This is a genomic window from Neobacillus sp. GCM10027624, assembly GCF_042675345.1.
GTDB classification, from domain to species: Bacteria; Bacillota; Bacilli; order Bacillales; family Cytobacillaceae; genus Neobacillus; species Neobacillus cucumis_D.
Genome location: NZ_JBHTHD010000013.1, coordinates 473,659 through 499,635 on the forward strand (window position 1 = coordinate 473,659; position 25,977 = coordinate 499,635).

Annotated in this window: 23 protein-coding genes; 22 read left to right on the forward strand and 1 reads right to left on the reverse strand. The window is 38.6% G+C overall.

What is annotated here, in order from left to right:
- The first annotated feature begins 37 nt into the window (after nucleotides 1–37).
- From ACFQZ9_RS23305 to ACFQZ9_RS23370, 14 genes are all read left to right on the forward strand, one after another.
- Nucleotides 38–3,130, forward strand: coding sequence for an efflux RND transporter permease subunit (locus tag ACFQZ9_RS23305; protein WP_498945700.1), 3,093 nt, complete (start codon nucleotides 38–40; stop codon nucleotides 3,128–3,130).
- A 340-nt stretch (nucleotides 3,131–3,470) separates the two neighbouring features.
- On the forward strand, nucleotides 3,471–4,094 hold the full coding sequence (locus ACFQZ9_RS23310; protein WP_498945701.1) for a nucleotide sugar dehydrogenase: 624 nt from the start codon (nucleotides 3,471–3,473) through the stop codon (nucleotides 4,092–4,094).
- 62 nt (nucleotides 4,095–4,156) lie between these two features.
- Nucleotides 4,157–4,678 carry a phosphatase PAP2 family protein gene (locus tag ACFQZ9_RS23315; RefSeq protein WP_498945843.1) on the forward strand — a complete coding sequence of 174 codons (522 nt, stop codon included), beginning with the start codon at nucleotides 4,157–4,159 and terminating at the stop codon, nucleotides 4,676–4,678.
- Between the two features lie 22 nt (nucleotides 4,679–4,700).
- Complete coding sequence (locus tag ACFQZ9_RS23320; RefSeq protein WP_498945703.1) at nucleotides 4,701–5,843, forward strand: glycosyltransferase family 4 protein; 1,143 nt, start codon at nucleotides 4,701–4,703, stop codon at nucleotides 5,841–5,843.
- A gap of 288 nt (nucleotides 5,844–6,131) precedes the next feature.
- Nucleotides 6,132–6,749: a sugar transferase gene (locus tag ACFQZ9_RS23325; protein WP_498945844.1), complete on the forward strand. Its 618-nt coding sequence runs from the start codon at nucleotides 6,132–6,134 to the stop codon at nucleotides 6,747–6,749.
- An 18-nt stretch (nucleotides 6,750–6,767) separates the two neighbouring features.
- The gene (gene tuaB, locus ACFQZ9_RS23330; RefSeq protein ID WP_498945705.1) at nucleotides 6,768–8,225 is read left to right on the forward strand and encodes a teichuronic acid biosynthesis protein TuaB; all 1,458 of its coding nucleotides are present in this window, start codon (nucleotides 6,768–6,770) and stop codon (nucleotides 8,223–8,225) included.
- Between the two features lie 3 nt (nucleotides 8,226–8,228).
- A complete protein-coding gene (gene tuaC / locus ACFQZ9_RS23335) occupies nucleotides 8,229–9,404 on the forward strand; it encodes a teichuronic acid biosynthesis protein TuaC (protein WP_198312025.1) in 1,176 nt (391 codons plus the stop codon).
- A gap of 18 nt (nucleotides 9,405–9,422) precedes the next feature.
- Complete coding sequence (gene tuaD, locus ACFQZ9_RS23340; protein WP_498945707.1) at nucleotides 9,423–10,757, forward strand: UDP-glucose dehydrogenase family protein; 1,335 nt, start codon at nucleotides 9,423–9,425, stop codon at nucleotides 10,755–10,757.
- Nucleotides 10,758–10,823: 66 nt separating this feature from the next.
- A complete protein-coding gene (gene tuaE / locus ACFQZ9_RS23345) occupies nucleotides 10,824–12,185 on the forward strand; it encodes an O-antigen ligase family protein (protein WP_498945708.1) in 1,362 nt (453 codons plus the stop codon).
- Nucleotides 12,169–12,843 carry a YveK family protein gene (locus ACFQZ9_RS23350; protein WP_198312028.1) on the forward strand — a complete coding sequence of 225 codons (675 nt, stop codon included), beginning with the start codon at nucleotides 12,169–12,171 and terminating at the stop codon, nucleotides 12,841–12,843. Before tuaE ends, ACFQZ9_RS23350 begins: the two co-directional genes overlap by 17 nt.
- A 16-nt stretch (nucleotides 12,844–12,859) precedes the next feature.
- Complete coding sequence (gene tuaG, locus ACFQZ9_RS23355; RefSeq protein ID WP_498945710.1) at nucleotides 12,860–13,618, forward strand: glycosyltransferase family 2 protein; 759 nt, start codon at nucleotides 12,860–12,862, stop codon at nucleotides 13,616–13,618.
- A gap of 16 nt (nucleotides 13,619–13,634) precedes the next feature.
- The gene (tuaH, locus tag ACFQZ9_RS23360; RefSeq protein ID WP_498945711.1) at nucleotides 13,635–14,792 is read left to right on the forward strand and encodes a glycosyltransferase family protein; all 1,158 of its coding nucleotides are present in this window, start codon (nucleotides 13,635–13,637) and stop codon (nucleotides 14,790–14,792) included.
- A 28-nt stretch (nucleotides 14,793–14,820) separates the two neighbouring features.
- Complete coding sequence (galU, locus tag ACFQZ9_RS23365) at nucleotides 14,821–15,711, forward strand: UTP--glucose-1-phosphate uridylyltransferase (RefSeq protein ID WP_498945713.1); 891 nt, start codon at nucleotides 14,821–14,823, stop codon at nucleotides 15,709–15,711.
- A gap of 406 nt (nucleotides 15,712–16,117) precedes the next feature.
- Nucleotides 16,118–17,665 (forward strand): NAD(P)H-hydrate dehydratase, encoded by a 1,548-nt coding sequence (locus ACFQZ9_RS23370; RefSeq protein WP_498945714.1) that lies wholly within the window; start codon nucleotides 16,118–16,120, stop codon nucleotides 17,663–17,665.
- Here ACFQZ9_RS23370 and ACFQZ9_RS23375 read toward each other — a convergent pair.
- Entirely contained in the window at nucleotides 17,662–18,750 is a 1,089-nt protein-coding gene (locus ACFQZ9_RS23375) for a GIY-YIG nuclease family protein (protein WP_498945716.1), read from the reverse strand. The two genes, ACFQZ9_RS23370 and ACFQZ9_RS23375, sit on opposite strands and share 4 nt — an antisense overlap.
- A 58-nt stretch (nucleotides 18,751–18,808) precedes the next feature.
- Here ACFQZ9_RS23375 and ACFQZ9_RS23380 point away from each other — a divergent pair, with 58 nt between their 5' ends.
- The 8 genes from ACFQZ9_RS23380 (at nucleotide 18,809) to ACFQZ9_RS23415 (ending at nucleotide 25,977) form a co-directional block, all read left to right on the forward strand.
- On the forward strand, nucleotides 18,809–19,132 hold the full coding sequence (locus tag ACFQZ9_RS23380) for a YnfA family protein (protein ID WP_498945846.1): 324 nt from the start codon (nucleotides 18,809–18,811) through the stop codon (nucleotides 19,130–19,132).
- A gap of 206 nt (nucleotides 19,133–19,338) precedes the next feature.
- Complete coding sequence (locus tag ACFQZ9_RS23385) at nucleotides 19,339–19,950, forward strand: class I SAM-dependent methyltransferase (RefSeq protein WP_498945718.1); 612 nt, start codon at nucleotides 19,339–19,341, stop codon at nucleotides 19,948–19,950.
- A 73-nt stretch (nucleotides 19,951–20,023) separates the two neighbouring features.
- Nucleotides 20,024–20,917: a DMT family transporter gene (locus ACFQZ9_RS23390; RefSeq protein ID WP_498945719.1), complete on the forward strand. Its 894-nt coding sequence runs from the start codon at nucleotides 20,024–20,026 to the stop codon at nucleotides 20,915–20,917.
- An 18-nt stretch (nucleotides 20,918–20,935) separates the two neighbouring features.
- Entirely contained in the window at nucleotides 20,936–21,316 is a 381-nt protein-coding gene (locus tag ACFQZ9_RS23395) for a RidA family protein (protein WP_498945721.1), read from the forward strand.
- A gap of 167 nt (nucleotides 21,317–21,483) precedes the next feature.
- Nucleotides 21,484–21,960: a DinB family protein gene (locus ACFQZ9_RS23400; protein ID WP_498945723.1), complete on the forward strand. Its 477-nt coding sequence runs from the start codon at nucleotides 21,484–21,486 to the stop codon at nucleotides 21,958–21,960.
- A 73-nt stretch (nucleotides 21,961–22,033) separates the two neighbouring features.
- Nucleotides 22,034–23,416: a protoporphyrinogen oxidase gene (gene hemG, locus ACFQZ9_RS23405; RefSeq protein ID WP_498945725.1), complete on the forward strand. Its 1,383-nt coding sequence runs from the start codon at nucleotides 22,034–22,036 to the stop codon at nucleotides 23,414–23,416.
- Nucleotides 23,417–23,699: 283 nt separating this feature from the next.
- Nucleotides 23,700–25,139, forward strand: coding sequence for an N-acetylglucosamine-specific PTS transporter subunit IIBC (gene nagE / locus ACFQZ9_RS23410; RefSeq protein WP_498945727.1), 1,440 nt, complete (start codon nucleotides 23,700–23,702; stop codon nucleotides 25,137–25,139).
- A gap of 172 nt (nucleotides 25,140–25,311) precedes the next feature.
- Nucleotides 25,312–25,977 carry a hypothetical protein gene (locus tag ACFQZ9_RS23415; protein ID WP_498945728.1) on the forward strand — a complete coding sequence of 222 codons (666 nt, stop codon included), beginning with the start codon at nucleotides 25,312–25,314 and terminating at the stop codon, nucleotides 25,975–25,977.

The following is a 25,977-nucleotide window of genomic DNA, read 5'->3' on the forward strand; positions in this document are numbered from 1 at the left end:
GGGACTTTTCCGGCAGCCTTGCACGGAGAAAAGTAAAATGAGCCGAATTATAGATGAAACAATAAAACGTGCCGTTCTGATTGTAACCTTAATCATCTTAATCCTCGTTTGGGGCGGGATGTCCGCCATACATATTCAACGGGATTATCTTCCCGAAATTAATAATTCAACCTTGATGGTCACAGTGCGTGCAGAGAATTACCAAGCACAGCAAGTAAGAGCGAAGATTACGGAGCCAATTCAACAGGCTGTACGGGTAGTGGACGGCCTGCAAGACATTGAGACAAGTTCTTTTAATGGCGGATCACTGGTCAGTCTCAACTTTCCTATGAATTTTGATATGAAAAAAGCTGAGGAACAGGTATCGAGAGCTTTAGAAGGAACCTCGCTTCCGGCTGGTATCGAAAAACCGTTAGTGACCAGACTAAGTACCCATTCTCTTCCAATCATGAGAATAAGTCTAATGAGTTCTTCTGACAATATTACGGAAAATACACTCCGAACTGCCATTCAAGAAGATATTGTCAATCGCTTAAAGACTGTTCCCGGTGTTAAAGATGTTCTTGTTTCCGGTGGTGGAATGGCAGGCTATGCGGTTCATCTTCGTACGGACGATTTAAAGAAATCAGGTATATCTATTGCTGACATAAAACAATCACTTGAAGAAAATTATACAACTGGACTGGAGGGCCAGGTGTCAAACCTACAAACTTCTATTCCCATCCAAGTTTCAGGTTGGGGGTTGACGGGGCAAGACCTTATGCAGCTTCCAATCCATACTCAAGAAGGCAAAACGGTCCCCCTATCTTCTGTAGCTGACATCTCAAATTCGATTGTCAATTTGCAGACGATTTCAAGAACGGACGGGAAACCTAGTGTACTTTTAGACATTTTGAAAACACCTTCATCCAATATTACAGATGTATCCGATCGCATTAAAAGCAGAGTAAAGGATTTTCCGGCATTGAAAAATAAGGATGTACAACTTGCTATTCAATTTGATCAAGGAGAACAGATCAATTCATCGCTAAAAGGACTCATAAAAGAAGGGTTGTTAGGCTGCTTATTCTCGGTAATATGTGTCTTTCTATTTTTCCGTAAAGTACGTTCAACACTATTAATTGCTATTTCATTACCTATCTGTTTATTGGCAACAACCGGCTTATTAAAAACAATGGGAATCAGTCTTAATCTGCTTACTGTATCAGGACTTATAGTTGCGATGGGGAGAGTGGTCGATGACTCAATTGTCGTCCTTGATAACATGAACCGAAAAGTATTTGAGACAAAAGAGAAAAATAGCGTTCATTTGTTAACGAGCGCTGTTTCCGAAATGATTCCTGCGATTGTCTCGTCTACGGCTACAACCATTGCGGTTTATCTTCCAATCGCCCTAATAGGCGGCATGGTGAGTGCGGCATTTTCCGGGTTTGCTTGGTCGGTTGTCATTGCATTAGTGATTTCCTTGTTTGTTTCCATCATGGTGGTTCCGGCTCTTTACCATCTTTTTTGGCGAGGAGAACCTGTTGCCGTAAAAGATAATCTAGAACTATTTGGACATAAAATATTTACATGGATGTTCAAACAAAAGGGGAAAGTGGCGCTGATTACGCTGGCATTATTTTTGCTCACATCTGTGGGAGCAGCTTTTCTCCCAGTCAATTTTTTACCAACGACGAATCGTACAGGTCAACTGGGAATTCAAGTGGAAATGCCGCAAAATACTACATTAACAGAGGTTGATGCAGAAGTGAAAAGATTGGAAGCTTTATTGGCAGCAAATCCTAAAGTCGCTTCATTCTCTTCTGGATTAGGTTCATCATTTACGCCTCAATCCGATGACGTTTTTGATGCAGGAGGAGGATGGATTCAGAAACCAAATGTTGCAAATTTATCGATAACAGTTAAGAAGGATATTGATGCTAATTCCTTTATGCAGAATCTGCAGAAACAATTAAACTCCCTATCTAGTAAGGCCATTTACACAGTTTCAAATCAAAGTATTGCCGGCGATGATGCGCAATTAAAAATTAATCTTACAGGGTCGGATAGTCAAACATTGGAAACAATGGCGCAAACGATACGAAACCAGCTTAAGCTTGTACCGGGACTGTCTGTACAAGGTGTTGCCGATGCAGAAAATCAGATCACTCAGTATGAGGTTACACTGAATCGTAAGGCAATTGAAAAATATGGTATTAAACTGAACGATGTATTAACTCGAATCCAACAATATACCGCGGAAGGAACAAAAGGAGTAATCTCCATTAACCAAGCTGCATTTCCAATTGTAATTCATTCCGATGTGCAAAAAAGTACCGGGAAAGATATTTTTTCTTTGATGGGTGGGGAGAGATTTCAGACTAGGGAAGGACAAGAAGTAACATTAGATCAGCTTGCAATCCTTATACCTTCAGGTTCATCCGTGATCGAAGAGAAGGATGGAAAACCTTATGCAGTTGTTACGGCCAACATCATTTCCAGTGATATTGGAAAAGTGACGAAGGGGGTTAAAACCGCGCTTAAGAAGGTTTCGTTGCCAGAGGGGATTCACTATTCTTTCGCAGGTGCACCGCAGCAGGTTTATGAAATGATGTATGAAATGGCACTCGCTTTATTCTTCTCCATATTGCTTGTATTGATCATTATTAGTGCTGTTTTCCGAGGATGGAAAGCGCCGCTATCGGTATTACTTTGTATTCCATTCGCGTTTATCGGTTCAGTGATAGGTATGTTTATGTTTAGATTGGAATGGAATCTGGCTGCATTAGTGGGACTTTTGATGCTAACAGGAATTGTTGTTACAAACGGAATTGTCCTTGTAGATAAAATTGAAAGGAATTTAGCAAGTGGGATAAAATTAGATGAATCAATTTTACAAGGAACACTTTCCCGTGTACGACCAATCCTAACAACAGCACTCACAACGGTTTTAACCCTGCTTCCACTTGCATTTTTCTCGAGGTCAGATTCAGTGATCTCGCAAACGCTTGGAATTGTCGTTGTCGGAGGAATGATTAGTTCGACTTTTATCAGTTTATTTATGATTCCAATTTGCTATCGCTGGTTGCATCAACTACGAAAAAGTTCTTCTGTATCGAATAGAAATGAGGAGCAATTAATTTCTTGAATCAGTAAATAGTGAAGTATAGGAATGGCTTAATCCCTGAAAAAAATTCAGGGATTTTTTTCTTCGTAAAAAATATCAACATTCGACTTTGAGAATTGTCCAGCTCCAGCGCCCAGCGACTAGTGTACTTCACTCGCCTCCCTACGATAAGTCAACATCGAATCGCTAACGCTCTTCGTGTTTCCTTTATCTCAGTCGACTCGCTCCAGTCCATACGTCGCTAAACGGGCGCTTCCGCTTTTCTTTTTTACATTTTATTTACAATCCTTTTACACCAGGTTTAGAAAAAATCACTTAAAATCAAATACAATAAAGATAAATAAACGTATGGAGGGATTGGATGAAAATTACCGTTGCAGGAGCAGGATTAGTTGGATTAGTAACGAGTGCTGGATTAGCAGAATTAGGCCATCAGGTGACATGCATTGACATACAAAAAAAGAAAATTGACTTGCTTCAAAACGGTCGTACTCCAATTAATGAGCCTGGGCTTGCTCCTATTTTAGAAAAAAATCTTAATAACGGAAATCTACATTTTACAATGAGCCCTTATAAAGCCTATTCGGATGCTGAAGTCATTTTTATTGCAGTCGGAACAAAAAATAAACTAGACGATTCTGTTGATTTAAGAAACATACATGTAGTTTCAAATACGATTGGCCATTTTATCGAAAATAATGTGGTTTTGTGTATAATTAGCACCGTCCCTATAGGAACGAATGATTTAATTAATAAAATCATCGACAGAAGCAAACCTCCTAATCTTCGTTGTGATGTAGTATCGAATCCAGATTTTCTTCGAAAGGGATCGGCCATTAACGATTTCTTCTATGGTGAACGAATTGTAATTGGGGCTGATAACCATGAGTCTGCATCAATGATAAAACAAATTTATGAACCATTAAAAATCCCAACCATCATCACGGACATCCTAAGTGCAGAAATGATGAAATATGCGATTTAATGTTTAACAGTAGAGTAGAGATAGAATGATAACGGTTAAAAGGGGAATGGATTATGAGTAGAATGTTGCATGTGTTTTATGGATTTGAATGTAGAATATTTCAAAAGGTAAATCGTCATTTTGATAAGAAGCTATTAAATCTTTTTTTTCGTGCCATTACACACCTTGGTGGAGCGAAATTTACCATCATTTCTACTTTCCTCCTTCTGATTTTATCACCAAGAGAGACAAGACTGATTGCTATTTCAAGTGCAGTTGCATTATCAGCAAGTCACATACCTGTTCAAATTGTGAAGCAGATGTTCCCACGAAAAAGACCCTATTTAATGATCGAAAAAACAAAGTTTCCTGATAACCCATTACAGGACCATTCTTTTCCTTCGGGTCATACAACTGCAATATTTGCGGTTGTCATCCCATATATAATTTTTGTTCCTACATTTGCTTTTTTCCTTATTCCGATGGGGATTTGTGTAGGAGTATCTAGAATTTATCTGGGTCTACACTATCCTTCAGACGTATTTGCCGGCGGCATCCTTGGAAGTTTAACTGGTATTCTTAGTTACTATATACTCTGTTTTTGAAAGCATGATGAGGAGGGATTATATGAAAATAGCCATTTTCACAGATACCTTTTATCCGGACATTAATGGGGTGGCTCGAACCTTAAAAAGGTTCACCGAATATTTAGAAGCCAAAAACATTACCTTTAAAATCTTTGCACCTGAATCTGACAATGAAGACTATGCTGCAAGCGATATTCATCGATTTAAAAGCCTATCCTTTTTCCTATATCCTGAATGCCGTTTAGCTTTTCCAAACCTTCCTCACATTAAAGCAGAATTATTAAAGTTTTCTCCGGATTTAATCCATGTTACTACCCCATTTAGTCTTGGCCTTTCTGGGGTTTATTTTGCAAAGAAGTTAAACATACCACTTGTTGGTTCCTACCATACGGATTTCAATCAATATTTAAAATATTATGACCTTCAATTTCTTTCTAAATTCCTCTGGAAGTACATGAATTGGTTTCATCATACCTGTGCTAAAGTATTCGTTCCCTCAAAAGAAACATTTTCCCAACTTAAACAACAAGGTTTTACAAATCTAGAAATATGGCCAAGGGGAGTAGATTGCAAAGTTTTTCAGCCTTTTTATGATAAAAAGACTGTTCGTGAGAAATATAGACTTTCAAAAAAATATCTCTTGACCTTTGTTGGCAGGTTAGCGCCTGAAAAAGATGTCGATAAGCTGCTGGCTATTTCTAAATCTATACCGGCTGAAATAAACGAAAATATTGAGTGGATGGTAATTGGTGACGGTCCGTTAAGAGAAGAACTTCAAGAAAAAGCTCCATCAAATATGAAATTTACAGGATTCTTAACAGGAGAAGATTTAGTAGAAATCTATTCGGTTTCGGATCTGTTTGTCTTTCCGTCTCCGACAGAGACGTTTGGAAATGTCGTACTTGAAGCATTAGCCAGTGGAACACCTGTGATCGGAGCAAATGCAGGTGGAGTGAAAAATATTATTAATCCGGGTGTTACAGGATTCTTATGCACCCCGGGAAATATAAAGGAGTTTACTAACAGAATTGTGGATTTATTATGTCATGATAGTTTGCGAATTCAAATGGGCTGGGAGGGAAGAAATTTTGCATTATCCCAAAACTGGGATACGATTTTTGAACATTTATTAGGTCAATATTTTCTTGCCATCAAGGAGCAAAGGATATCCAAATACGCCTGAGTATAAGTAGAAATCACCTTCTAAACAATCTAGCTTTTAAGAAAGCCGGATTGTTTTTATTTTATAGTGGGTTATTTTACCTATTTTTTGTAACTCTCTTTACAAAAAATTTACAATTTTAATAAAGATTCACAATTGTTCACCAACTCTTAATCTTAGCTCAACGAGTCCTCTAAATTCCCTCCCTATAATCTTTCATAACGGGCCGCTTAATGAATTAAATAATCTTTGAAGGTGGGTTTAATTGTGAATACACAAAGAAGCTTAAATCTTTTCCATGATTACACTATTACCCAAACCCCTAAACTACTGTTATCGAAGGAAGCGGAGCAATATCTTTATTTAAAAAGAGCTTTAGACGTTTTCTTTGCTGTAATAGGGATCATTTTCGCATTGCCGATTGTTGTTGTTTTTGCCATCCTGATTGTTCTAGAAACACCTGGTTCCCCGTTTTATGTCCAAGAAAGAATGGGGAAAAACGGGAAAATATTCAACATGATCAAGTTGCGATCAATGACCATAGATGCTGAAAAAGAGGGGGCAAAATGGGCTGAGGTAAACGATCCGCGCGTTACAAAAGTCGGAGCGTTTATTCGAAAAACTCGGATTGATGAACTTCCGCAATTTATTTCTGTCTTAAAAGGGGATATGTCGATCATAGGTCCAAGACCCGAAAGACCTTGTTTTACCGAACAGTTTGACCGGGAAATTAAAGGATTCTCCAACCGGCTGCTGGTGAAACCGGGGCTGACAGGACTAGCCCAAATTAGCGGGGGATATGACATTTCCCCAAGAGAAAAACTTCAATATGATTTGAAATACATACAAAATCTTTCGTTTTCACTTGAAATAAAAATTATCTTGAAAACTTTTAGGGTGGTTTTTACAGGTGAAGGTGCACGGTAATGGAGGAGGGGGAGACAAATGTCCGCAATTAGAGGAGAACTGCATAAAGGGATAAAGTGGACAGGAATTTCTACTCTGCTTATTACAGGAATTCAAATCTTTCAGTTTGCCATCCTCGGAAAAATCATGAGCATATCCCAATTTGGCCTAGTCGGCATGATGACAACCATTGTGGTATTTGCACAAATTGTATTGGATTTGGGACTTGGTTCTGCCGTCATCCAAAAGGAAGATGTCCCTAAAAGGACATTATCAACTTTGTTTTGGTTAAATCTGATGACGGGGCTTGGAGTTTGTATAGTGCTTTTCTTTACAAGCCCGTTTTTGGCTAACTACTTTCATCGAAAGGATTTAACGGACCTTATTAAGATCCTTTCGATGATGTTTCTGATCGCCCCAATTGGACAGCAAAGCCAATATTTAATGCAAAAAGAATTACGGTTTAACATGCTTGGTGCAATTGAGGCAGCGGCAACGATATTCTCTTTTTTAACGCTTGTCATCCTCATTTTCATGATTTCCCCCATAAAAGCCTTTGTCATTTCTCAAGTAGTGCTTTATGGGCTTAAAGGAATTCTTTACTTAATCTGTTACCAAAGGGAATGGCGCCCTTCGTTGGTATTTGATCTTTCAGAATGCAGAAGCTTTCTCTCATTTGGAGCCTTTCAGCTGTTTTCAAGAATCGTGAACCGAATCGGTTCAAATATCGATGTGATTTTAATCGGAAGGTTTATGGGGGCAGAAGCACTGGGAGTTTATAACCTTGTTTACCAAATCGTTACGATTCCGGTATTGAAAATTAATCCCATTATTACAAGGGTAGCCTTTCCCGTTTTTTCAAAAAATCAACAAAGTCTTACTGCTTTAAATGATGGTTTCTTACACATGACAAAGCTTTTAAGTCTTGTTACTTTTCCGCTTTTAATGGGGCTAACGGCAGTTTCAAATGTTTTTATTCCAGCCATCTTTGGTGAAAAATGGCTGGATGCTGTTCCGATTTTGCAAATCATGTCGATCGTCGGCATTCTGCGGGTTTTGATGAACCCGAATGGCTCTATTATTCTTGCAAAAGGCAAAGCCAATATTGCGTTTTATTGGGACCTTGGTGTACTTGTCCTTTATAGCTTTTCGTTATATTTTGCCGTAGCATCGAACAGCTTGAAGGTCGTTGCTTGGACTTATGTAATGGTGAGCATCGTGAACTTTCTAATTGGCAGGTGGTTATTAACATGGTTAATCCAGCTGCAATGGAAGCATTATCTGAAAAGCATTATGGTTCCACTTTTATTCTCGATTCTAATAACAGCAATTGCGTATGTTACGAAAGTATTTAGCACTTTGTATTTTCAAGCAGCTGCCATTTGGCCGTTAACGATTTCAGTAGGCTTTAGTGCTGGAGTATACTTGCTGCTTTTGCTAAAAGTGTATCCAAATTACTTCTTAAGGATTGTAAATAAACAAGCTAGAGGGCGATAAAAAATGAAGGCATTATGGATTACAAGTGTGTATCCAAGTGATGTTCAACCAGGGAGCGGCGTCTTTCACGAAACGCAGGTACAGGCATTACACCGTTTGGGAGTAGAGGTTACGGTCATTAGCCCGGTACCACGCAGTCTGACATTTATTCGGAATTTTCGTAAAGCAGATAAGGCCAATAAACAAATCTCTAAGGTCTATGAGCGAAAGGGAGTGAAGGTTTATCGGCCGCATTATTTAGCACTGCCCGGACAGCTTAGATGGGCGCAGCCGGACAGGCGGATTGCGGCAGCAGTTCTGAAGACCATAGAAGATTATGGGCTTGCTCCGGATTTAATTCATGCTCATTTTGCGATGCCATCTGGCGGAGCAGCAAGAATCGTTGCCTCTGAAAAAGGGCTGCCATGGATTTTAACGTTACACGGTAGTGACGTAAACGTATATCCCCATTACAGCTCTAGCGCAAAAAAAGCATTTCTTCAATCAGTCAATATGGCAGATTCCGTTTTAACGGTTGCCGAAAATTTACAAAGGAAAACGAAGGAGCTGGCAGGCAGGGAAAGTGCTGTACTCCCAATTGGGATTGATCTTTCCCAATTCCAGCAGCCGGAACAAACCCAGCAGCAAATGAGACGGCTGCTGGGGATCCCTGAGGATAAAAAGATTATTACATTTGTTGGAAGACTAACGGAAGCAAAAGGTGTATTTGAACTTGCTCAGACGCTTAAGTTTCTATCAAATGAAGTCGCAATTGTCTTCGTAGGGGACGGTCCCGCAAAAGATAAATTAAGCCGGAATCCGGAATTCAATAGCAGGCTGTTCATAACGGGGCAGGTTGCAAATGAAAGTGTGAGAAATTACTTGTTTGCTAGTGATTTATTTGCCCTTCCATCCTATACGGAAGGAATGCCGACTGTAGTACTTGAAGCCATTGCATTAAAAATCCCTGTTATTTGTACAGCTGTGGGTGGTGTCCCGGAATTATTTGGTGAACATCGTGATTTATTAATCGAGCCAAAGTCTGTATCAAGTCTAGTACAGAGAATTCAGGATGTATTAAACCGCAGTCTATATTCACCGAAAATCCTGCTGGATCTCTATGAGCAGGTACAACAAAACTATTATTCCCATAAGAACGCAATACAACTGAAAGAGAACTATAGAAACCTATTACATTAAATGGAAGGATGATGGAAATTGAAGAAAATTACGGTGGTTGGAACGGGTTATGTAGGTCTTGTATCGGGGACATGTTTTGCGGATGCCGGAAATCAGGTTACTTGCTGTGATATTAATCAATCAAAAATCAATGATCTCCTGCAAGGAGTTATGCCGATTTATGAGCCTGGATTAAAAGAACTTGTCGATAAAAATGTACGGAGAGGCGCTCTTCATTTTACTTATGATATAACACAAGCGATTCAAGAGGCAGAAGTGATTTATATTGCTGTTGGAACTCCAATGACATCATCCGGAAAAGCCGACCTTACCTATATTAAACAGGTGGCCAAAACCATTGGGGAAAATTTAAATGGTTACAAGGTAATTGTTACAAAAAGCACAGTGCCTGTTGGTACGGGGAAACTGATAAAATCCATCATCCAAGAGCATGCCTATAATCAAATTCCTTTTGATATTGTAGCGAATCCGGAATTTTTACGTGAAGGTGCTGCCATTAAGGATTCCATGAATATGGAACGTGCTGTAATCGGGGCAACCAGCGAAAAAGCGTTTCAAATTATTGCAGAGCTGCACCAGCCCTTTACATCCAATATCGTAAAAGCATCTTTAGAAACGGCGGAATTAATTAAATACGCGGCAAATGCATTTTTAGCTACAAAGATCTCATTTATTAATGATATTGCTAATATTTGTGAACGTGTCGGTGCTGATGTAACCAAAGTTTCGGAAGGCATTGGGTTAGATAGCCGAATCGGAAATAAATTTTTACAGGCAGGAGTGGGATTTGGCGGATCTTGTTTCCCAAAAGATACATCGGCCCTTCTGCATATCGCGAAAGAGTGTGGATATGAATTTAATTTAATTAAGTCCGTAATTGCAACGAATGAGGGACAGCGGGTCCAATTAGTGAAAAAACTGGAGAATGCGCTAGGAACCTTAAAAGGGAAGACGATTAGTATTTTAGGATTGGCCTTTAAACCAAATACAGACGATATCAGATCTTCACCGGCAATAGACATTATTCCGTATTTAGCTGTTCATGGGGCAAATCTCCAGGCTTTCGATCCGATTGCCATTAAGGAAACGAAAAAGCAGCTAGGATATCAGTGTGCCTATTCTGAAGACATCTATGAATCGATTCAAAATAGCGATGCCTGCGTGATTTTAACCGATTGGCAGGATGTCAAAGACCTGGATTTAGTCAAAGTAAAGGAATTAATGAAACAGCCGCTTATTGTAGATGGAAGAAATGTCTTTGATTTGGAAACGATGAAAGATCTTGGTTTCACCTATCTTTCAGTTGGGAGGCCGGAAGTTCGACAGAAAACTGCCGCTTCAAAGGCACTTTAGGAGGTTTTTCAAATGAAAAGATTTTATTTTGTGACAAGATCGAGATAAAAGGGAGAAAAAGGTTTTATGGAAGGTAATCACAGTGTTGCACGAGGAGTTGGTACGCCAGCTTTCCTAATGGTAAGACCTTATGTAGAAACGAACCGGCTGTTTTGTGGTGTGATGTTTTTATTAGTAGCGACCACCTTTCTCAATCAGTCTGTGTTAAGTATTCATTTTGGTTTTTTTAGTTTGTTTTTATATCGATTGATATTGATCTCTGCAGCGGCTCTCTTCATTGTTTCCATTGTAAGAGAAAACAATCTCTCACAATATTGGAAGCAAATAAAAGTAAAAGAAGTTCTGCACTTTTTGATGTTTTGGCTTCTCTACGGAACGGCTTCGCTTTTATGGGCGAAATCATACGTAGATGGGATTAAGTATTTATTCCTGCTCGGGACTGGTATCTTATTTGTCTTTTTGGCAGTGTTTACGTTCACAAAAATATCTAGATTGATCGTTTTTTATGGAATATGGCTATTCATGACACTGATTCTACTGTGTATTGGCTTAATCAATCATTTTACTCATATTCAGCTCCCAAGTTCAACGCTTTACGGAGGGCCAGAATATAAGTTGTCTTATCCAACAGCTGTGTTTTTTAATCAAAACGACTTTGCAACGTTTCTTACTATCTCGTTTTCTTTCTATGTAGCGGCAGCAAAAAATAGTCGGAATGTGTGGATAAAAACTTCGACAATACTACTTGGATTGTTATGTGTTTACATCATTTATTTAACTGAATCACGAGCTAGTTTACTAGGGATCTTCGTAGGTTTGATTTTCTATTTATTTATCCACCTTCCATCCTTTTTAAAGAAGGTGACATTGATCATCGGTTTGGTTGCAATGGTTCTTTGTTCCGTGGTTTTTTTCGACAAGGTGTCAAATACAGTTGCGGCGAATGATGGCCATTCATCGAATGTAGTCAGGCTAAATTTATTGAAAAATGCCTTCCACTTCTTATTAGATACATATGGATTTGGTGTAGGGGCGGGCAATATCCCATACTACTTGAAAAACGAAGCCTTTTACGACACCAACCATGTTGTTGAAGTGCATAATTGGCTTATGGAAATTTTAGGTAATTTTGGAATCGCTGTATTTCTAGGTTACCTCTTTATCTATATTTATCTATTTTATTGTCTTTATAAAGCCTTCAGAGAACCGAAGGACGGGAAGGAAAAAGGAATCATTGAAGCCTGCATGATGGGACAAATTGCCTTCCTTATTTCTAGTATTAGTCCTAGCTCTGTGAGCAATCTATATTTCCACTGGGTTTTCCTGGGGTTTGTAATTGCTACGGTGAATGTATATAACAACAAGAATAGAAAAATTAAGGGTAAAAATAAGCGAAGGAGTAAGCTTCGAAATGGAATTAATCGTTAATAGGCTGGCACAAAGAAGTAAAAAATATTTTTTGATTTTAATAGCAGTTCCAATTCTTCTTGGATTAGTAGGCTGGTTTCTTCCTGTTGGGAAAGAAGCATCCACGTATACTGCCGAAGCGACGCTTTCTTTAGGGAGTTATGATTATGATTCTTTAAATAATGCCAAAAACGTAATGATTTTATTAACCAATTCCCCTTTCTATCGAGAGAATTTACCAAATCTATCGAAAGAGAATTTAAGCAAATTACAAGTAACGGCTGTAACGGATAAAATCATTAAACTTTCTTATACGGATTCTCCAAAAGAGAATGCAACTGAAGTAATAAACCAAATTTCAACTGCGTTTTTGAAGATGGATAAAATAAGTTTTCAAGAAAAAAAGGAAATCACTCAAGATTCCATTCAATCATTAAGCCAGGAAAAGGTCAGCGAAGATACAATAGTTGACCAACAACGCTTTCTTAATGAACTGAAAACGACACTTTTTGAAATTAAACCGGCGTCATTACTAGAATCTACAGATCCAAGTGAGGTAATGACGGACAATAAAGCCCTCAACTCAAAGGAACGGGCGGTAGCAGGAGTTTTAATTGGAATTGCACTCGCTTGTGCTTGGGTTTTGATTCCTGAACTGGTTCGGGGAACATCAGAATAAAAGGAGGAGGACCTTTATGGTTCAGATGCAGCCAATAATTTCGATTATTACCCCTTCGTATAATGCCAGCAAATCGATCGATAAAACAATCGAATCTGTTTTGAAGCAGACTTTTCAAAATTGGGAAATGATTATTGTAGATGATTGTTCTACTGACGATACACCGGTTATATTAAACCGTTATGCTGAAGAGGATGAAAGAATACGAGTTATTTTTTCAAAAGAAAATGGTGGTGCCGCGATCGCCAGAAATCTCGCCTTACAGCATGCACAAGCAAGATATGTTGCATTTTTAGATAGTGATGATTGTTGGAAACCGGATAAATTAGAGCGTCAGCTAACCTTTATGCAGAAAAATGACTATGCTTTCACTTTTACTGGGTACGAGTTTATTAGTAATGATGGTGTTCTTTTGGATAAATATGTATCAGCTCCAGAAAAAATCACCTATGAGGATATGTTAAAGAATACAATTATCGGATGTCTAACGGTCATGATTGATCGCCGTAAAGTAGGCCGAATTCAAATGCCCAATATTCGAACAAGGCAGGATTTAGCGATGTGGCTGGCGATTTTAAAAAAGGGATTTAACGCTTATGGATTAAATGAAATTTTGGCTGAGTATCGAATTGGAAATCCTTCGATTTCAAAAAACAAGTGGAAAGCTGCCAAGATGAATTGGTTTGTGTATCGCAAGATTGAGAAGTTAAATCTTCTAAAAGCATTTTGGTGTTTCTCTCATTATGCTTATCATGCAGTAGTTAAAAGAATATAAAAGAGGTTTTGGATAAATGAAAAAAATTCATATTGTGGTAGCAACAGGGGAATGGGAAAATGACGGGCTCCGTTATCGAAGACATCGACTTGCGGAATTTTTGCAGCAACAACCGGATACGAAAGAAGTGATTTGGGTTTGTCCAAACCCAAATCGTAAGGGAGTTTCTGCAAAAACACTGCCAAACGGGATCGGACAATGGTCGGTACAAGATTTGCTGCCAAATAAGTTGTTTCGGTTTGGACGCTATATGGATGGATTCTATAAATCAAAATTGCTACCTTTCCTTTCCTATTTAAAAAAATTCAAAGGACAGTATACGATCAATCTTTGGTACACCTTTCCCGGTTTCCCATTACTTTCAGATCTGTTTCCATGGGACAGGGTCATATATGATTGCAGTGATTTATGGGCTTCACCCATGAACGGGAAAAGTTCAGTCGTATCTACTCTTAGACAGAACATTATTGCAAAAGCAGAAAATCGTATTATTCAGAGGGCCGATACCATCTTTTGCACTTCTGAATATTTACGTGATCAAATGATAGAAAAAACAGGTTCGACTCAAAAAGTTTTTACATTTGAAAATGGGGTTGAATTCGAGCTATTTGCAAGCGAACATACTCAAGTTAAACATGTTCTTCCGGAAAACTTTAATGGCACTGTTTTGGGATTTATCGGGGGTATTAAACCGAAGCTTGATTTTGAGCTAATCCAGCAAGTAGCAAGAAAAAAGCGGGAGTGGCTATTTTTGTTCGTAGGTCCAGATGGAACAAATCAAGATTCTGATTTTAAAAAGTTACTAACGGAACAGAACGTATTATGGACCGGCAGTGTTTCTCCAGCTGATGTACCGAAATATATGAATTTAATCGACATTGGGATCATGCCATATAAACCCTCCCAATACAATCAGGCCGTATTCCCGTTAAAATTATTTGAATTTCTGGCAGCAGGTAAACCGGTTGTAGGGATTAATTTACCTTCTACCAAAAAGTATGTTCAAGAATCGGTTTATAGCTATATAGCAAACAATCAACCAAGTGAATTTATCTATGAATGTGAAAAATTAGCAGGGGATAAGAATCAAGATAACAATATGCTTATACGCAAGCAGATAGCGAAAGCGAAAAACTGGAGCGATGTATTCGAAAGCATGCTTTCTTGTGTTTAGGTTTTATTTTGGAAAAGGAGTGAGAGTAGTGAAGCAAATTCGTAAAGCTATTATTCCTGCGGCAGGATTGGGTACAAGATTTTTACCGGCTACGAAAGCTATGCCAAAGGAAATGCTTCCTATAGTGGACAAGCCAACTATCCAATATATCGTTGAGGAAGCAATGGAGTCTGGAATTGAAGATATAATTATTGTAACGGGAAAAGGAAAACGGGCAATTGAAGATCATTTTGACAACTCTTTTGAGTTAGAAGAAAACTTGGTTACAAAAGGGAAATTTGATCTTCTTGAAAAGGTAAAGGAATCATCAAAAGTTGATTTACATTATATTCGGCAGAAAGAACCAAAAGGACTCGGTCATGCCATCTGGTGTGCACGTAAATTTATCGGAGATGAACCATTTGCTGTTTTGCTGGGGGATGACATTGTACAAGCGGAAACTCCCTGCTTGAAGCAAATGATCAATGTTTACAATAGAATTCAGACCTCTGTAATTGGCGTTCAAACCGTTTTAGAAAGCGAAACCTCTAGATACGGGATTATTGACCCATCAGAACAAGATGGTCTATTGTATCAAGTTAGGAATTTCGTGGAGAAGCCTTCCTTAGGATCAGCTCCTTCTAATTTAGCCATAATGGGTAGATATATTTTGACACCTGAAATTTTTATGTTCCTAGATAAGCAAGAAGAAGGCGCTGGTGGTGAGATTCAGTTAACTGATGCCATTCAGCAGCTCAACAAAATACAAAGGGTCTTTGCTTATGAATTTGAAGGAAAGAGATTTGATGTAGGAGATAAACTAGGGTTCATTCAAACAACGATTGAGATGGCTCTTCAAACGAATGAACTGCGATCGGAATTAATGACGTTTTTAGAAGAAATTTTAATGAAGCAAAATTTAATGATTCCGAATGATTAATTTAACTTTAATGAATGAACTCTCTTACATATAGGAGGGTTTTTTATTTTGGGGCAAAAAAAAAGAGCAACACTAAATATTATTTGCATTAGATCTGCTTTTTTCGGGGAGCAAAAAAGGAGTAGTAAAAAATCTTACCAAAGCAAATGATCATAAATAATTCGAACATACCATTAAGTAAATTATGCATATTATTCCTCCCTATGGAAAGTTTGGTGAGAATGGGTATAAACTTAATACTGTTATGTCATTTGAACGCTTATGACTTTATCTATACTCTATATTCTAAATTGAAAATACTAAGGCATAGTTAAAGAGATGTAAATCTACTGTAAAAAAGAGACCATGAATTGTAAAAAAAATTTCTTATAATGATAAAAATGGAAGTATAAGGGACGTGATTTAAATGTTCATTGCAGGGCAAAAGGAAATGCAGCAAATGGATCAATATACAATGGGAAAAATCGGGGTGCCTGGTATAGTTTTAATGGAAAATGCCGGAGGGAGAGTAGTAGAAGAAATCCTCGCAGGCACTCCATGTGAAAATCCTAGAATTATTGTGCTTGCTGGGGGAGGAAATAATGGAGGAGACGGTTTTGTGATTGCCCGAAAACTGGTTGATGCAGGCCTGAAGCCGCTGCTCTGTCTGTTAGTAAAACCTGAGAAAATAAAAGGTGATGCGAAAGTCCACTTTGATGTATACATGAATCGGAGGCTTCCGATTTTCTATTTACATGAAAATACGCAAGAGGCCCTTCGGATGGAGTTAGTTCAAGCTGACATTATCGTTGATGCGATTTTGGGAACGGGAGTGAACGGACCTGTTCGAGAGCCTTTCAATCAGGTTATTTCGATGGTAAATGAATTGTCCGATAAGAAATGGGTCATTGCGGTCGATATCCCTTCGGGGGTGAGTAGTGATACTGGGAAAGTGGAAGGAGCAGCAGTGAAGGCTGCAAAAACAATAACCTTTGTTTTTCCGAAAAAGGGATTTTTCCTGCAAGATGGTCCCACGTATGTTGGTGCGTGGAAGGCAGTAGATATTTCCGTGCCTCCTTCGGCTTGTGAGGAATTGGGACTTAATATGCCAAGGCTAATTACAGAATCACTGGCTAAAGCTGCAGTGCCGGTGCGTCCGAAAAATGGTCATAAAGGAACATTTGGGCATGCACTTGTTCTAGGTGGATCTCTTCATTATGTGGGCGCGCCCATTTTTTCCGCCAAGGCTGCCCTCTATTCAGGGGCTGGATTGATGACATTAGCCATTCCAGAATGCATTTACCCCATGGTGGCTGTACAGTGTCCGGAATCGTTAATGTTACCATTATCTGCTGAAGATGGTCATTTCGCAGGCAGCTCCGTTGAAGAGATTAAGCCTCGTCTGGGGCAGTTTGATAGTATTGCAATTGGTCCGGGAATTAGTAGATTTTTCGGAGGTGAAGAATGGGTAAAGAATATAATTGGCGGGTTAACAGGTCAACCGATTGTAGTTGATGCGGATGCACTTTACCTACTTCGGAACGAGTTAGAATTCGTTCGTGAATATAATGGAAATGTTATTTTTACTCCGCATCCGGGTGAAATGGCGAGTTTATTAAATTCTTCGGTAAAAGAAGTGGAAGCAAATCGGATAGGGACGGCTAAAAGTTTTGCAAAAGATTTTAATGTTTTCTTGTTATTGAAGGGGCATCGCACGGTGATTGCTAGTCCAGATGGAGAGATTTATATCAATCCGTACGGTCATGATGCTCTTGGAAAGGGTGGCAGCGGGGATGTTCTGACGGGGCTAATTGCTTCATTTCTCGCTCAAGGTGCTACGCCGCTGGAGGCAATGATTGCGGCAAGTTATTTACATGCAAAAGCTGGCGATGAAAAAGCTAAAACTTTATCCCATTATGGAGTCATGCCTTTTGATGTAGTAGATGGGGTTAGAGAGCTTTTAAATAGGTTTTAGCTCTCATCCCCCATTAATAATTTTTTTATTTCACGATCTAAAGCATCGTTTTCTGAATTAAGCCAATGACCAGGAATTATCAGATGGTTGCTGGTGCTGCTTTTTAAATAACTGTAGATAATCTGGGCTTCATCGATTTCATCTTTACTGATTTTGTGGGATTCATTTGAATCTCCCTTTTGAAAATAAGTCAAAATGTCTTTTTTAATGAGTGGACACAGTTCAATTATGCTCGCAACGCTATATTTGTCACTGTAAAGAACTCTGTTTCCTTTAATAAGAAAAAGCTTAAATGTGCGATCCTGTAAATATTCGATTACAGCAATATTTTTATTTGCTTCCGTAAATTCGATTACTTTTTCCTTATTTAAAATAAAATTGATGGAATCTATAAAATCCCGATATTTCGAGGCTGTTTCAAAGTCAAAATTTTCGGATGCCTGGACCATTTTTTCATTCATTTCTCCAAGAATGCTTAGGTCAGTGCCATTTAATAAAGCGATGAAGTCATTTATGCTGTTATTGTATTGTTCGAGGGCTGTGGGATGGCCGAGACAAATGCCATTGCATAAACCTAATGAATAGTTCAGGCAAGGTGCGTTCCTTTTGGTTAGATTCGTACACAAGATATTCCTAAATTCTTGTAAGTTTGAGATTGCTTTTTCAACAGTGTACTTGTTGATGTATGGCCCGAAATATAGGTGTTTGTGATTGAAGATTAGATTATTCGTAACATCTATACTCTGAACGTTTTTATCCGTTTTAATCACAATATAGGTATAGGATTGCGGGTTTTTCATTTTTCGATTAAAAAATGGCTTTATTTCCTTGATTAAATGACATTCGAGCAAAAAAGCTTCGAATTCAGTGTCGGTAAGGATATAGTCAAGATGCTTTATGTTATTTTTTAGTTTTACAATTTTTTGTGAATGGGCTTTTGAGTTTTGGAAATAAGATTGAACACGGCGTTTCAGGTTTTTTGCCTTGCCAACATATATAATATTGCCTTGGGAATCTTTCATGAGATAGACTCCTGGAGATATTGGGAGGCTTTTGATTTTATCTTTTAAAATAACGATCTCCACCGTTCACATGAAAATATTCTTTATTATTTTAGCACAAGATTTTTAGGAGTGATTTGATATTTATACGATTACTTTATTCATTTTAGCAGGGGTTGCAGAAATCGGGGGAGGTTATCTGATCTGGCTTTGGCTCCGCGATGGCAAGCCTTTTTGGTATGGGATTATTGGTGGTATTGTGTTAATTTTTTATGGTATCATCCCGACGCTTCAGAAGTTTCCTTCATTTGGGAGAGTGTATGCTGCCTATGGCGGTATTTTCATTATTCTTTCTGTTTTGTGGGGATGGGGTGTGGATAAGAAAACCCCGGATAACTATGATTGGATTGGCGCGGTGATATGTATAATTGGGGTATCTGTTATGCTTTGGGGGCCGAGACACTAACAGCCGTCTAATTTAGGTATAGGGCAAACTCTGTTAAAAAAGATTTAGGACAAAATGCGTGAAGAGCCATAAAATAATGTTTCAAAAAAGGATTTTAAGGACAAAACTCGCGAAGAAACTTGATAAAATGTCTTTAATAAATGGATTAATAGCTTTTCAATGCATGTAAACTATACATATTCTTAATAAACCGTTAGGAGTAAACCATGAAAGAACATCTATACGACAAACAACTAAACATTAAAACCGGTGCGGATCAAATGACTCCCGCGAAATCATTTCATTATCATCGATACGAGCCAACTCCTTATCAGGCACTAGCAACATTTTTTGACCAATATAAATTAAAAAGCAGTGATCGTGTTGTTGACTTCGGTTGTGGAAAAGGGAGGCTACTTTTTTTCACCCATCATTTATTCCATTCAACGGTAATCGGCGTTGAAATGAACGAGGGGTTATTTCAGGAGGCCATTGCGAATCGAGAGCGTTATTTGCAAAAAGCAAAATTGCGGACTGAAAAAATTCAGTTCCATTGCTGTTTTGCTGAAGAATACCCGATTAACCCATTTGACAATTGCTTTTATTTCTTTAATCCCTTTACGATTCAAATTTTTATCAAAATCGTAAATAATGTCTTACTTTCAGCAGATAAATCACAGCGTGAAATCGATTTAGTTCTATATTATCCATCGGAAAACTATATTTACTATCTCGAAAACCATACCCCATTTGAACTCCAAGAGGAAATCGTACTACCGGGGCTTTTCGAACACAATCCGAATGAGCGATTTCTGATCTATCGGCTTAGAAAAAATTAATTCTTGAAACCTTCCAAATATTAGAATAATCTTAAATTAATACTTCAATCGTTATGGCAGAAAGGAGTTTCATGTGAAAGGTCAATTAAAAATAATTACCGCTATGCTCATTTGGGGGAGTCTTGGCATTTTTGTGAAAAATATTAATCTATCCTCAAGTGAAATTGCACTCTTGCGAGGAATCATTGGTAGTTTATTTCTTATTTTTTTCTTAGTGATTGCTAAACAGAAGCCCTCCATTCAAGCGGTTAAAAAGAATCTTGTGCTTTTGATTTTTTCCGGAGCGGCCATCGGCTTTAATTGGATCCTATTGTTTCAATCCTATCGCTATACAACCGTCTCTAATGCAACCTTAAGCTATTATTTTGCACCAGTTTTTGTCATGGCTTTATCTCCTTTTGTATTAAAGGAGAGACTGACTCCTGCTAAGGTGGGCTGCATCATCGCGGCGATGATTGGCTTGTTCCTTGTAGTAAATATTGGGGGAGATGATGGCGGGGAGAATTACCACCATGTGACTGGAATTCTTTACGGTCTATCAGCAGCAGCCTTATATGCGAGTGTGGTATTAATCAATAAGTTTATTAAAAACTTGTCTGGCTTTGAAACTACATTCGTTCAGTTACTCGTTGCATCTATCGTCCTTTTTCCATATGTTTTCCTAAAGGATCATTTAGATTTTTCTGGAATTACTTCAAATTCAATTGTATTTATTATCATCATTGGGATTATCCATACGGGGATTGCTTATTTCCTTTACTTTACGTCCATTAAAGAATTAAAGGGCCAAAGGATTGCCGTATTAAGCTATATTGATCCGATTTCAGCAGTAATATTTGCAGCGATTTTCTTAGGAGAAGGCATGGGCCTCATGCAAATAGTTGGCGGAATCCTGATCCTTGGTTCAACCTTCCTAAGTGAAAGGATCGAAATTCAGATTCAAAAGATTCATAACAGTAAGGCTTAAAGATTGGAGGATTTTAAAATGGCAAGAAAAGCTTATAATGCTGAGGGTGCGGCAGCAATTGGTCCTTATTCACATGCAGTTGAGTCAGGTGAATTGATCTATCTTTCGGGACAGACGCCAATTGATTCCGCTACTGGCGAATTGGTCAAAGGTGGTATTGGGGAGCAAACAAGACAATGCTTTTTGAATTTATTCAAGGTCCTTGAGGCTGCAGACTTAACGCCGGATGATGTGGTTAAGGTGAATGTTTATTTAACTGATATGAAAAATTTTAAGGCCATGAACGAAGTATACGAAACACAGTTCAGCCAACCGTTTCCGGCAAGAACGACAGTGGCCGTTGCTGCGCTGCCGCTTGATGCAGAGGTTGAAATTGAATTGATTGCAAAGAAATCATAAGGTATGCTTTAAGTTTTGGGTGCAACATAGCAATTCACTTAAATACGAGTGCTAATCAAAAGTAAATTTACGCTCATTTCACGCTTCTAATATCAAAAAAAAGTGCTTTGGACATTCCAAAGCTCATTTTTTGCCTGAATACATAACTAAATAAGGGAGTGAGTGCATTGATAAAGTTTTTTGAGTATAACTGGCAATTAAGAGATGAATGGTTTGATTGGTGTAAGCAACTACCAATAGAAGAATTGTTAAAAGAACGCAGTGGTGGAGTAGGGAGTATTTTATATACTCTTTTTCATATTATTGATGTGGAATATAGTTGGCTTCGTGGCAGTCAAGGTAAAGAAGATGTGGCTGTTCGGTTTGCTGATTATAATACACTTGATAAGGTTAAATTACTATCAGATTCGTTCCGAAAAGAAATAGCTGAATTATTAAAAATAGATTTTTCCAAATTAAAACAGGAACTTGTTAGTGTTCCTTGGGATGAACATACATATACATTTGATGAAATCCTCCATCATATCATTTCTCACGAGATCCATCACATTAGTCAACTTTCCATTTGGGCAAGAGAATTAGAACTAAGTCCTGTTCCTGCTAACTTTATAGGGAGAGAGTTTAAATCTATCCATTCTTTTTGAGGTAACGGCTACCTTCCTTTGATATGATAAACTGTAATGGAATAAATATAGAACTTTACAAGAGGTGGCAGCAGTGAAAACAGTCGTAGTAATCGGTGGCGGTATTACGGGGTTATCAGCCATATATGAATTACATAAATGGAAGAAGGCGAATGGGGTAGATGTCAGACTGATTCTGACAGAAGCGTCCAATCAGCTTGGAGGGAAAATCCGAACCGTCAAACAGGATGGATTTGTAATTGAAGCAGGAGCGGATTCCATTGTCGCCCGTAAAATGGAAACCATAACGGTGATCGATGAACTTGGTCTGGAAAAAGAAGTTGTTTATAATGCGACAGGTCGGTCCTTTATTTACAGTGATGGAGAATTGAAGCCAATTCCAGAGGATGCTGTGTTTGGAATTCCGGCAAGCATTGAATCGCTGGCGAAGAGCACACTTGTTTCAGCAGATGGAAAAGTAGCAGCATTGAAGGACTTTTATACAAAAAATGAAACCTTCACCAAAAACGATTCCATCGGTTCCTTTCTTGAGCATTTTCTAGGAACAGAATTGGTTGAAAAACAAATTGCCCCAGTTCTCTCCGGTGTCTATTCCGGAAAACTCAGTGACTTAACGATCAAATCTACCCTTCCATATTTGATTGATTATAAGGAAAAATACGGGAGCATCATAAAAGGATTTGAAGCCAATAAACAAAAATTTAAAGGTGGAGAAAGGAAGTTTCTTTCTTTTCAAAATGGTTTAGGTTCACTGATTGACGCGTATGAGGAAAAGCTGGATGAAGCTGAAATTTTTAAAAATACAAAAGTCAATAAAATTGAAAAAGAGGGCAGCTGTTATCAGTTGTTTCTAAACAATGAGGAAATTATCGAAGCGGATTACATCGTGCTAAGTATTCCAAATACGGCTGCTGAATCGTTAATCGATGACCAGGATCTTCAAAGCAGGTTTTCAGGATTGAAAAATAGTTCGTTAATTAGTGCGTATCTTGGCTTTGATGTACCCGACAGTGTACTTCCAGCGGATGGAACGGGATTTATCACTGCGAATACGGATGAATTGTCCTGCAATGCCTGTACGTGGACAAGCCGGAAATGGGAGCACACTTCAAAATCCGGAAACCTTTTGGTCAGACTCTTTTATAAAAGCAGCCATCCTTCATTTGCTTCGTTAGAGAAAATGAATGAAGAGGAATTGCTCGAGGTTGCGCTTGGCGACATTCGCAAAAGCCTCGGAATTCAAGCAAAGCCAGTTGCCAGTGAAATCACCAAATGGACCGATCAAATGCCGAATTATTTGATTACCCATCCAAAAAGTGTTGAAGCACTTGAAAGCAAAATGGCGGCTGATTACCCTGGAATCATCCTTGCCGGTTGTTCTTATTATGGTGTGGGGATCCCTGACTGTATCGAAAATGGGGTGGATTCGGCAAGGAAGATTATTCAAAGGTTTTAATGTAGAAAAGGATAGCTGCAGGCTGCAGCTATCCTTTTCTTTTTTCAAAAAAAGAAATCTATTAAGTACTTTTTCCTTTCACCCTATGAATTTGGCTAAATATGTATTTTAACGGTTGCGGAGTAATAAAATAGTAAAAATTATGATGAAGGGGGTGGTCCATGGCGAGCGAGACCTAAGGTAATTTACTATTTAAAGGGCATTATATTTTCTCATTGTTAAACTATTTTTTGATGTTAATTGGTTGTTAGCTTTCTAGAATCTTTTAACAGGAGGAATTAACATGAAGAAATATCTGCAGAGAATTGGTCGTTCTTTGATGTTGCCTGTTGCTGTATTGCCGGCCGCAGCCATCCTCATGGGGATTGGCTATTGGATTGACCCAACCGGATGGGGGGCTGGCAGTCCAGTAGCGGCTTTCTTAATTAAAGCAGGAGGCTCAATCATCGATCATATCCCGATTCTTTTTGCCGTTGGAGTTGCATTGGGCATGGCAAAGGAGCGGGATGGTTCGGCGGCACTAAGCGGCTTGGTGGCATACCTGGTCGTGACCACCTTGCTTTCAAGCGGTTCTGTTGCGATGTTACAAGGTATTGACGCAGCTAAAGTCGACCCTGCTTTTGGAAAAATCGAAAATGCCTTTGTTGGGATTCTCTCAGGTCTTGTCGCTGCCCGTACGTATAATCGTTTTAGCCATGTAAAATTACCGGATGCTCTAGCCTTCTTTAGCGGTAAACGGCTTGTGCCAATCATGACCTCTCTTGCCATGTTGCTCATTTCCCTCGTACTTTACTTTGTCTGGCCAGTAATTTTTACTGGTTTGGTTTCCTTCGGTGAAGCGATTAGTAAATTAGGTGCTCTGGGTGCTGGTCTATATGGATTCTTCAACCGATTATTAATTCCACTAGGATTACATCACGCCTTAAATATGGTCTTTTGGTTTGATATTGCCGGTATTAACGATATTGGGAACTTCTGGGCGAGTAAAGGAGTAAAAGGTGTTACCGGTATGTATCAAGCAGGCTTCTTCCCTGTGATGATGTTTGGTTTGCCTGCTGCAGGGCTCGCGATGTATCATACCGCAAAAACGAAGCATAAGAAACAAGTTGCTTCTTTAATGATGGCAGCAGGTTTTGCGTCCTTTTTTACAGGAGTCACAGAACCAGTTGAATTTGCTTTTATGTTTGTCGCACCGGTCCTTTATTTGGTTCATGCTGTCTTAACGGGTATATCTCTAGCTGTAGCAGCTTTATTCCATTGGACCGCCGGATTTGGCTTCAGCGCTGGTTTGATTGACTTTGTTTTAAGCTTGAAAATTCCAATCGCCAATCAACCGTATATGCTGATTATTCAGGGGCTGGTTTTTGCAGTAATATATTACTTCTTATTCCGCTTCATCATCGTGAAATTTAACTTGATGACACCTGGAAGGGAAGAGGATTTAGATGAAGAAGCCGTTGGGACCGTTATGAGCGGAGGGAAATTTGCAGAGCTTGCAGCCAAAATTTATGAAGGCTTGGGTGGAGATGTAAATGTTACTTCTGTTGAAAATTGTGTGACCCGATTAAGGGTGGAAGTAAAAGATATGAGTGCTGTGGACCAAAGTAAGATTAAAGCAACTGGGGTTCCAGGTGTGATCGTTGTTGGGCCGCAAAATATTCATGTGGTTGTCGGAACCCAGGTGCAATTTGTGGCCGATGAAATCGATAAATTGAGGAAATAAGGTTCTAATGGTGTCCCGAAAGGAATTTTGGGGCACTTATTTTTTATAGATTGCTAGATGATTTATGTGTTATTGTAGTTTTACCAGTTGTTAAAATATTCCTTTATTTTATATAGGGGGGTGCTTCAACATAATAAAATTTGATTTTTCCTCTTCTATGGTCGGTTTATTAATGGGAGCAGTGGCATGGGCTATCATTGCCACCATTGCCTTGCAAATGTATAAAAAACGGTCTGTTAAACCAACGAAATGGAAAGCGATTGTTGCCATCGTTATCGGTATTTTTTCGTTTACGATTAATTGGAATATGTCTGGGACTCAGATTAAGTTTCCGATTTTGCCGCTTGGGGTGTGGATTTTATACTGGATATTAAAAGGAAGGGGAGATTCCTGGACGATTTATCGTCAATTTGCTTGGCTGGGGTTTTGGGCGAATTTTATTTTTTTACTTACATCTTTTGTTGCCATCCCTGTTCAGCAAACGTTATATCCTCACAACGAGGTATCAACCTATATTTCTAATATTAATCAGGCTTCGCTTGTTAAAATTTATTCCCCAGTAAAAGATGATTCCCTAAATAAGGAGAGCTTTCAAAAGCAGCTTAATACCATGACACAAGAACCTATCTATAATGAAGAATGGTTTTATTCCAACATGGATTCAAAGAAAAAATATGAACGATTTCCTTACCAGCTTATTGGCTTCTCACCTAAGTTTGGCAGCGGCTTGAAGGTAATAGTTTATGTTAAAAATGAAGGTGAGGGATTACTAATTGTTACACCGAGTGAACAGCTTTATTTTCGCTCCCAAAATTCGTTGTTACAAGGGGGGAATTAA

Bases quoted from the DNA above. Each gene is read 5' to 3' on its own strand.
- ACFQZ9_RS23305 (WP_498945700.1), top strand. From the start codon at position 38: ATGAGCCGAATTATAGATGAAACAATAAAACGTGCCGTTCTGATTGTA.
- ACFQZ9_RS23310 (WP_498945701.1), top strand. From the start codon at position 3,471: ATGAAAATTACCGTTGCAGGAGCAGGATTAGTTGGATTAGTAACGAGT.
- ACFQZ9_RS23315 (WP_498945843.1), top strand. From the start codon at position 4,157: ATGTTGCATGTGTTTTATGGATTTGAATGTAGAATATTTCAAAAGGTA.
- ACFQZ9_RS23320 (WP_498945703.1), top strand. From the start codon at position 4,701: ATGAAAATAGCCATTTTCACAGATACCTTTTATCCGGACATTAATGGG.
- tuaB (WP_498945705.1), top strand. From the start codon at position 6,768: ATGTCCGCAATTAGAGGAGAACTGCATAAAGGGATAAAGTGGACAGGA.
- tuaC (WP_198312025.1), top strand. From the start codon at position 8,229: ATGAAGGCATTATGGATTACAAGTGTGTATCCAAGTGATGTTCAACCA.
- tuaE (WP_498945708.1), top strand. From the start codon at position 10,824: ATGGAAGGTAATCACAGTGTTGCACGAGGAGTTGGTACGCCAGCTTTC.
- ACFQZ9_RS23350 (WP_198312028.1), top strand. From the start codon at position 12,169: ATGGAATTAATCGTTAATAGGCTGGCACAAAGAAGTAAAAAATATTTT.
- tuaG (WP_498945710.1), top strand. From the start codon at position 12,860: ATGGTTCAGATGCAGCCAATAATTTCGATTATTACCCCTTCGTATAAT.
- tuaH (WP_498945711.1), top strand. From the start codon at position 13,635: ATGAAAAAAATTCATATTGTGGTAGCAACAGGGGAATGGGAAAATGAC.
- ACFQZ9_RS23370 (WP_498945714.1), top strand. From the start codon at position 16,118: ATGTTCATTGCAGGGCAAAAGGAAATGCAGCAAATGGATCAATATACA.
- ACFQZ9_RS23385 (WP_498945718.1), top strand. From the start codon at position 19,339: ATGAAAGAACATCTATACGACAAACAACTAAACATTAAAACCGGTGCG.
- ACFQZ9_RS23395 (WP_498945721.1), top strand. From the start codon at position 20,936: ATGGCAAGAAAAGCTTATAATGCTGAGGGTGCGGCAGCAATTGGTCCT.
- nagE (WP_498945727.1), top strand. From the start codon at position 23,700: ATGAAGAAATATCTGCAGAGAATTGGTCGTTCTTTGATGTTGCCTGTT.
- ACFQZ9_RS23415 (WP_498945728.1), top strand. From the start codon at position 25,312: ATGGGAGCAGTGGCATGGGCTATCATTGCCACCATTGCCTTGCAAATG.